The sequence below is a fragment of the Micromonospora sp. 4G55 genome (genome assembly GCF_016803375.1).
Genome location: NZ_JAEVHN010000278.1, coordinates 1 through 7758, shown reverse-complemented (window position 1 = coordinate 7758; position 7758 = coordinate 1). Strand labels below are relative to the sequence as shown.

Below are 7758 nucleotides of genomic sequence, written 5' to 3'. Positions count from 1 at the left end.
CCCCGGCGGCCGGGTCGCCCCGCAGCAGCCGGGTCACCAGGTCGGTGGGGGTGTCCCCGGTACGCCGTGGCACGCCGGCCTCGGTGGCGGCCTCCTCCAGGCGTACCCAGCAGGCGATCACGGCGGTGCGCGGGTCGGTGTCGGCGTCGTCCAGCTCGACCAGGCCGGCGTCGAGGGCGGCGACCACCTCGCGGGCGGTGCCCTCGGCGGTGCGCCGGGCGCGGGCGCCGGGACGGCCCGGGTGGTGCGGCGCAGGGCGCCCCGGATCAGCGTCCAGGCCAGGTAGCCGAGGGCGAGCAGGATGGCCAGGCCGAGCAGGATGATCGCCGCGGTCGCGATCCACTGCGGGATGTCGGCCTGGGTCCGTTCGGCGCCGGCGCGCGGCTCGACCGGGATGGAGGGGGCCGGCTCGGCGGAGGGGTAGTCCGGGACGTACGGGAGTTGCTTGGCGGCGGGCGGGATCCGGCTCGCGCCGATCGAGGAGTGCCCGGCGGCGAGCGCCGCGGCGGCCAGCAGGAGGGTCACCGCGAGGACGGGCCACCACCTGCGCAGCACGCCGAGGTCCATCGCCACCGCCCCACGCAGCCTCAGTCCACCCCGGCGAGTTGTTTCGCCCGGGCGAACACGTCGTCCAGCATCAATGGTGTCAGCCGTCCCGTGAAGGTGTTCTGCTGGCTGACGTGGTAGCAACCGAGCAGCTCGGGGGCGGCCGTTCCGGACCAGTGTGCCCCATGCCCGAAGACCGGTCGCGGGCTGGGCGGGCGGACGCCGTACACGTCGCGCAGCACCGGCCACCACGCGGCCCAGGCGAAGGCGCCCAGCGCGACCACGACGCGCAGGGTGGGCCGGATCAGCGCGACCTCGCGGTGCAGCCACGGCGCGCAGGTGTCCCGCTCGACCGGGGTGGGCTTGTTGTCCGGCGGCGCGCACCGCACCGCGGCGAAGATCCGGGTGTCGCGCAGCGTGAGCCCGTCGTCGGCGGCCACACTGGTCGGCTGGTTGGCCAGCCCGGCCCGGTGCAGGGCGGCGAAGAGCACGTCGCCCGACCGGTCGCCGGTGAAGATCCGACCGGTGCGGTTCCCGCCGTGCGCGGCCGGGGCCAGCCCGAGGATGCCGATCCGGGCGTCCGGCGTGCCGAAGCCGGGCACCGGGCGACCCCAGTAGTGCTGCTCGCGGAAGGCCGCCCGCTTCGTCCGGGCGACCTCCTCCCGCCAGGAGACCAGGCGCGGGCAGGCGAAGCAGTTGCTGACCGCGCGTCGAGATCGGCCAGGTCGGTCGCCCGCGCGGCGCGGGCGACCACCTCCACGGGGGTACGGGGCTCAGCCAAGCTTGGCCCGGAAGAGTTCCAGGGTGCGGGCCCAGGCGGTGGCGGCGGCCCGCTGGTCGAAGTTCTCCGGCCGGTCCTCGTTGAAGAACGCGTGCGCGGTGCCCGGGTAGTCGTAGGTCTGGCAGGTGCCGCCAGCCGTCTCGATGGCCCGGCGGACGGTCTGTACGCCGTCCGCGGCGGCGAGACCGTCCGCTTCGGAGCAGTGGATGACCGCCGCCTTGCCGGCGTAGTCGGTCCACTCGGAGCGCATCGCCTCCCACGGCAGCCGCGGGTAGAAGGCGGCGGTGGCGACGATCCGCTCGGAGCGGCTGGCCGCCCAGAGGGCCAGGCTGGCTCCGGCGCAGAATCCCGCGCAACCGACCTTGCCGGTGACCTCGGGACGACCGGCCAGATAGTCCGCCGCGACGGCGATGTCCGCCGCCGCCTCGTCCATCTGCGCGCTGTTCAGCATCTGCCGGGGCTCACTCGGCTTGCTGGCCGGCTGACCGTGCCGGAAGTCCGGGGCGAGGGCGACGAAGCCCGCCTCGGCGAAGCGGTCCGCGACCGACCGGATGTGGGGCACCAGACCCCACCAGTCCTGGATGACGATGACCGCGGGGCTGGCAGCACCGCCGGAGGGTATCGCGAGATACCCCTCGCTCGTCCCACCGTTGCTGGCGTAGCTCACCATCTCGCCCATCGGCCGTCCTCCTAGCGGTCAGTCATCGTTGGCTGGTCGCCCAGTGGTCCTACGTGCCGGTAGCCTGCCACGCCGTGAGCGCGCCGGGAAGACGCGAGAACAGTGGCATATACCTCCCGTCCACCACATGGCGAACCGGCGTACGACGACGGCGGCGCGGGGCTTCCCGCGCCACCGTCCGACGGTCGTGCCGAGGCCGGCCCGGCCTTCGTGGTCCCGGCCGGTCAGGCCTTCTTGGTGAGGCAGAGCAGGTAGCCCTTGCCGCCCGGGGCGATGTTGTAGAAGACGTAGCCGTCCTCGCCGGGCTTGATGTACTGCTCGCACGCCTGGCCGCTCTTGGCCTGCGCCTCGGTCTGGTCCTCCACCCGGCCGACCACGGTGTAGACGGCCTCGGTCGAGGTGCACTTCACGACCTCGGCGCTGCTGACCGAGCGCTCCTCGGTGCCGGTGACCGCGGGCAGTTCGGCGATGCAGTCACCGGCCTTGGCCTCGGCCGTCTCATCCTTGTTCAGGAAGCTCCCGATGGCCGTGCCGAGGCCGAACTTGAGGCCGGCGACGACCAGGAACACGACCACCGCGCCGATGATGCCCAGCGCCTTGCGCCCGCCGGATCCCTTCGCCGCCGGCTCGACCGGGGACGCCGCCGGCGCGGCCGGGTCGGCCTGCGGAGCCGGCGCGGCCGGGTCGGCCTGCGGGGCCGGATCGGGCTGTGCGGCCTGCGGCGCGGAGGGCGGTGCTACCTGCTCTGACACTGAGGATCCTTCCGAGGGGTGGACGAGCAGACGACACCGTAGCCATCAAGATCGAGATGCGCTGTCCCGTTCCCCTCATCCGTTCAGCTATTTCCCAGCGTCGATCCTCAGCTCGTCGGGACGGGCGCCGGAGCGGTCGGACCGGTCGGCGCGGTCACCGTCGGGCCCCGGTGCTCCCCCGGTCGGCGCCGGTGCGCTCACGGTCGGCGTCGGGGCGGCACCGGTCGGCGTCGCGGTGGCCGACGGCGCGGCGGTCGTCGGGGAGGTGCCCGGCGGGACCGGCGCCTGGGCCGGCGGGCGGGGCCGGAACGGCGCCTGCTCCGGGCAGTACGGGTAGCCGCGCTGCACCGGGTTGACGTCGGGCAGGGCCGGGTCGGTGCAGGTGGGCCAGCCGAGCCGGATCGGGGTGCCGTTCTGGTCGAAGAGCCGGGCGTTCTCCACCAGCCGCCCCTCGCTGTCGTAGACGTAGACGTCCTGCACCTCGTCGTACGGGTTGCGCACCGAGATCGGGTCGTAGCCGTAGTCGCCCTGCCAGCGGGCCCGCTCGTCCACCTGCACCAGGGCGGTCAGGGCGAACACGACCAGCACCAGGGTGCCGGCGCGCAGCAGGAGGCGCGGCCAGCGGCGCAGTTCGCCCGCCCGGCGACCCAGCCAGATCGAGGCCAGCACGCAGCCGACCAGCAGCACCAGCCCGGCCATCGCGCTGCTGCCCACCCGGGGCACCACGGCCAGCGGCGCCCCGGTCATCGCGCCCAGCAGCGACGCCGCCAGGTAGCCGCGCAGCACCCACCACGCCGGGCGGAGCAGGCGGAGGAACTCGCTCGCCGAGGCGTACCCGAGCAGGGGGCCCAGCCGGGTGTCCAGGCCGGAGAGCCGGACGCGGACCCAGCCCGCGACGGCGCCGAACCGCTGTTCCAGGCCGGGCCGGCCGGCGGACCGCTCGCCCGCACCGGCCGCGGCGCGCAACTCGGCCGCGTACGCCTCCGGCTCGCCCAGCCGCTCGACCAGCGAGCCGCCGTCCTCGGCGGAGACCTCGGCGAGATGCTCCGGCAGGTCCTCGGTCAGCTCCTCGCGGACCGCCGGCGGCAGGTCGGCCAGCGCGGCCCGCACCCGCTCCACGTAGTCCGTGATTTCCTGCCCAGTGACGGTCATGCCGCCATCCCCCGATCGTCGAGCAGCCTGTCCATGGTGGTGGCGAACGAGCGCCAGGTCTTGCCGGAGCGGGTGAGCTGGTCCCGGCCGGCGGCGTTCAGCGCGTAGTACTTGCGGTGCGGCCCGGACTCGCTGGGCACCACGTACGTGGTGAGCAGGCCGGCGCCGAAGAGCCGGCGCAGCGTGCCGTAGACCGAGGCGTCGCCGACCTCGTCGAGACCGGCCTCGCGGAGCCGGCGCAGGATGTCGTAACCGTAGCCGTCCTCGTCCTTGAGCACGGCGAGGACGGCCAGGTCGAGCACGCCCTTCAGGAGCTGCGTGGTATCCACGGATTCGAGAGTAGTGCGGATTGCGTAGTACCGTCAAGCAAGAACACTCCGCCCTCGCACGGCCCCCGCGGGTTAAGTTTCGCTTAGCTGCCCTGCTGATTTACGAGCAAGATCGGTACCTTGCCCGGATGCGACACATCCGAACCGTGATCACCGCAGCCGTCGTGGGTCCGCTGGCCTGGATCCTGTTCGCCCTCGGCCAGGACCGGTCAGCACAGGTGTTCGCCAACGCGCAGGATGGCGGCGCGCTGGACAGCGGTGATTTCGTTCGCCCCGCCCTGGTGCTGGCGGCTGCCGGGCTCCTGCTCGGGCTCATCGCCACGCTCCGGATCTCACCGCTGGGCGCGGCGCTGACCGGGTTGGTCTACTCGGCCAGTTACCTGGGCCTACTGATCCGCCCGGCCGCGCTGATGAGACTGATCGACCACAAACTGACCTTGGGCGGCCACCAGGTCGACCTGGCGGCCCCCGTACGGACCGGGACGACCCTGCTGGTGGGCTCGCTGTTGCTCGTCGGGGTCGTGAGCATCCGCCGCTGGCAGCGCTGGCCGCAGCCCGCCGCCGACGCACCCGCTGCGCTGGTACCGGACGAGATCATCCCGCCCGCAGCGGGACGGGACCGCCCACTGGGCGTGGACGGTCTCGGCCTGGGCACGCCACACCCGACGCCGGAGCCGGAGCCGGTTCGGACCAGCGGTGCGGACTGGCCCGATCGTTCGGACCGGGCCGGCTCGCTGTCGGGCGGCTCCGGGGACGGCCGCGGGCAGTGGTCGGACTGGACGCGCCAGCCGTCGCGGTGAACTACCGACGCTGGTCCTGCGGGGCGAGGCTCCAGGCGATGCCGTCGAGGATGTCGTGTTCGGAGGCGACCACCGACGGCATGCCGGCCCGCTCCATGATCACGCGAAGCACCAGCGCACCGGCGCCGATCACGTCGGCCCGCCCGGGGTGCATGACCGGGATGGCCAGCCGCTCGTCGCGGGTCTTCGCCAGCAGGTCGGCGGTCACCTCGGCCACCCGGTCGTAGGACACCCGGGCGTGGTGGATCCGCTCCGGGTCGTACTCCGTCAGGCCCTGGGCGATGGCAACGACGGTGGTGACCGACCCGGCGAGGCCGACCAGCGTGGCGGCCTGGCGGCCGGGGACGGCCTCGAGCGCGCGGTCCACCGCGACCGCGATGTCGGCCTGCGCGGCGGCGATCTCGTCCAGCGTGGGCGGGTCGCCGTGCAGGTGCCGCTCGGTCATCCGGACACAGCCGATGTCCATCGAGATCGCCGCCTGCACCCCGCCCTCCCGGGTGCCGACGACGAACTCCGTCGAGCCGCCGCCGATGTCGACCACCAGGTACGGCGGCTCCGCGTCGGCCGGCAGCCCCCGGACCGCGCCGGTGAAGGAGAGCCGGGCCTCCTCGTCGCCGGTGACCACCTCGGGCGCGACACCGAGGGTCTGCTCGACCATGGCCCGGAAGTCCCCGGCGTTGGCGGCGTCCCGGGAGGCGGAGGTGGCGCACATCCGCACCCGCTCGGCGCCCAGCTTCTCGATCTCGGCGGCGTAGTCGGCCAGCGCCACCCGGGTCCGCTCGATCGCCTCCGGGGCGAGCCGGCCGGTCCGGTCGACGCCCTGGCCGAGCCGGACGATCTCCATCCGGCGGGTCAGGTCGACCAGCGGCGCCTGCGCCCCTGCGGACGGGTCGGGCAGGTCGGCGACCAGCAGGCGGATGGAGTTGGTTCCGCAGTCGATGGCGGCCACACGCGTCGTCACGGCAGCAACCCTACGGCAGCCCCACCGCCCCGACCGGTCGGTCGCCGCCGGCGGCATCACCCCTTCGAGGGTGATACCTGAGAGTCATATTGATGCCGCTGAGGTATCACGCTCGCCGGCGTGGCCGCATCCGGAGGGCGTGGCTCGGCAGCACGCCGAGGGCGTACCGGTTACAGCCGCAGCAGCATTCGGGTGTTGCCGAGCGTGTTCGGCTTGACCCGCTCCAGGTCCAGGAACTCCGCGACACCCTCGTCGTACGAGCGCAGCAGCTGCTCGTAGACCGGCTGCGGCACCGGCGCCCCGTCGATCTCGGTGAAGCCGAACGCGCCGAAGAACCGGGTCTCGAAGGTGAGCACGAAGATCCGCGCGACGCCCAGCTCCCGGGCGGCGTCGATCAGCTCGCCCACGATCCGATGGCCGATCTTCCGGCCCCGGCACACCGGGTCCACCGCCACCGTCCGGATCTCGGCCAGGTCCTCCCACATCACGTGGAGCGCGCCGCAGCCGACCACGGTGCCGTCGCCGGTCACCGCGACCCGGAACTCCTGCACGTCCTCGTAGAGGGTGACGGTCGCCTTGCTCAACAGCCGCCGGTCGTCGGTGTAGGTGTCGACCAGCCGCCGGATCCCGCGCACGTCACCGGTGCGCGCCCGGCGTACGGCGATCTCGTCGGCGGCGCTCATCTCACTCCGCCGCCGGCACGTCCACGCACGGCCCGGCCGCCCACCACTTCTCCACCAGCGCCAGCGTCTCGTCGCCGAACGGGTTGACCCCCGGCCCGGCGCCGAGCGCGTGCCCCAGGTGCACGTGCAGGCACTTCACCCGGCCCGGCATCCCACCGGCGGAAATGCCGGCGATCTCCGGCACCTGGCCGATCGCCTCCCGCCGGGCGAGGTAGTCCTTGTGCGCCGCGCGGTAGCGGGCGGCCAGCTCCGGGTCCTCGGCGAGCCGGTCGGCCATCTCCTTCATCAGCCCGGCCGACTCCAGGCGGCTGCACGCCGCCGTCGCGCGGGGGCAGGTCAGGTAGAACAGCGTCGGGAAGGGCGTGCCGTCGGCCAGTCGCGGCGTCGTCTCCACCACGTCGGGCAGCCCGCACGGGCACCGGTGGGCCACCGCCCTGGTGCCGCGCGGCGGGCGCCCGAGCTGCGCGGCCACCGCGGCCAGGTCGGCCTCGGTGGCCGGTTCCCGCTGCGGCAGGGGTACGGAGTCCGCCGCCGGCTCCTGCGGTGGTACGACAGTCACGGTGCCCATCTCTCGTTCGATGCTCGGGTGGTGCTCACTGAGCGGGGCGCTCGCCGTTCGCCGCCCGCACGCTCGACCAGAGCGTGTCGTACCAGGGGTCGGGGGTCTTCGGCGGGACCGGCGGCTTGCCGGCGTTGGCGTCCCGGGCGGCGCCCTCCGGGTCGTTCAGCACGATCACCGGGACCTCCCCCGGCGGGACCATGTAGAACCGCTCCCGGGCCTGGATCTTGATGTACTCCTTGTCCTGCCACTTCGCCGCCTCGGCGGACAGGTCGGAGATGCGCTGCCGCTGCGCGGCCTGCGATGCCTCCATCCGCTCGATGTCCACCTGCTGGTCGAGGTAGACCCGGACCGGATAGGTGTACGCCAGGGCGAGCGCGATCAGCACCGCGAAGAGCACGGTGGCCCGCCCGGTGAAGCGTCGGGGGTGGGGTGCGGTGAGCCGCTTGATGGTGCCGCCGGCCGCCGTACGACGGGCGGCGGCGGGACGGCTCGCGGAGCGTACGCCCTCGGCGC

9 protein-coding genes and 2 pseudogenes are annotated in these 7758 nt (G+C 73.7%); 1 reads left to right on the top strand and 10 read right to left on the bottom strand.

The genetic code is table 11. The features are described 5' to 3' along the window. The 6 genes and pseudogenes from JNW89_RS21180 to JNW89_RS21155 all read right to left on the bottom strand — a co-directional run. Window positions 1-567, bottom strand: a pseudogene (locus JNW89_RS21180) (DUF4129 domain-containing protein); the annotation flags it as partial. 20 nt (window positions 568-587) lie between these two features. Continuing rightward, window positions 588-1300, bottom strand: a pseudogene (locus tag JNW89_RS21175) (uracil-DNA glycosylase). Window positions 1301-1319: 19 nt separating this feature from the next. Next, on the bottom strand, window positions 1320-2006 hold the full coding sequence (locus tag JNW89_RS21170; protein WP_238450220.1) for a dienelactone hydrolase family protein: 687 nt from the start codon (window positions 2004-2006) through the stop codon (window positions 1320-1322). A 224-nt stretch (window positions 2007-2230) separates the two neighbouring features. After that, window positions 2231-2758, bottom strand: coding sequence for a hypothetical protein (locus JNW89_RS21165; protein WP_238450219.1), 528 nt, complete (start codon window positions 2756-2758; stop codon window positions 2231-2233). Window positions 2759-2845: 87 nt separating this feature from the next. Continuing rightward, window positions 2846-3910, bottom strand: coding sequence for a hypothetical protein (locus JNW89_RS21160; protein WP_238450218.1), 1065 nt, complete (start codon window positions 3908-3910; stop codon window positions 2846-2848). Then, window positions 3907-4239, bottom strand: coding sequence for a PadR family transcriptional regulator (locus JNW89_RS21155; protein ID WP_154939485.1), 333 nt, complete (start codon window positions 4237-4239; stop codon window positions 3907-3909). Before JNW89_RS21155 ends, JNW89_RS21160 begins: the two co-directional genes overlap by 4 nt. 128 nt (window positions 4240-4367) lie before the next feature. Here JNW89_RS21155 and JNW89_RS21150 point away from each other — a divergent pair, with 128 nt between their 5' ends. Beyond that, entirely contained in the window at window positions 4368-5039 is a 672-nt protein-coding gene (locus JNW89_RS21150; protein ID WP_238450217.1) for a hypothetical protein, read from the top strand. 1 nt (window position 5040) lies between these two features. On the opposite strand, the gene JNW89_RS21145 is transcribed toward JNW89_RS21150, so the two are convergent. The 4 genes from JNW89_RS21145 to JNW89_RS21130 form a co-directional block, all read right to left on the bottom strand. Continuing rightward, a complete protein-coding gene (locus tag JNW89_RS21145; protein WP_238450222.1) occupies window positions 5041-5988 on the bottom strand; it encodes a Ppx/GppA phosphatase family protein in 948 nt (315 codons plus the stop codon). 182 nt (window positions 5989-6170) lie between these two features. Next, window positions 6171-6683, bottom strand: coding sequence for an amino-acid N-acetyltransferase (locus JNW89_RS21140; RefSeq protein ID WP_238450216.1), 513 nt, complete (start codon window positions 6681-6683; stop codon window positions 6171-6173). Window position 6684: 1 nt separating this feature from the next. Continuing rightward, window positions 6685-7242 (bottom strand): DUF501 domain-containing protein, encoded by a 558-nt coding sequence (locus JNW89_RS21135; RefSeq protein ID WP_238450221.1) that lies wholly within the window; start codon window positions 7240-7242, stop codon window positions 6685-6687. Window positions 7243-7276: 34 nt separating this feature from the next. After that, on the bottom strand, window positions 7277-7758 hold a 482-nt coding region (locus tag JNW89_RS21130; protein WP_238450215.1), incomplete at its 5' end, for a septum formation initiator family protein.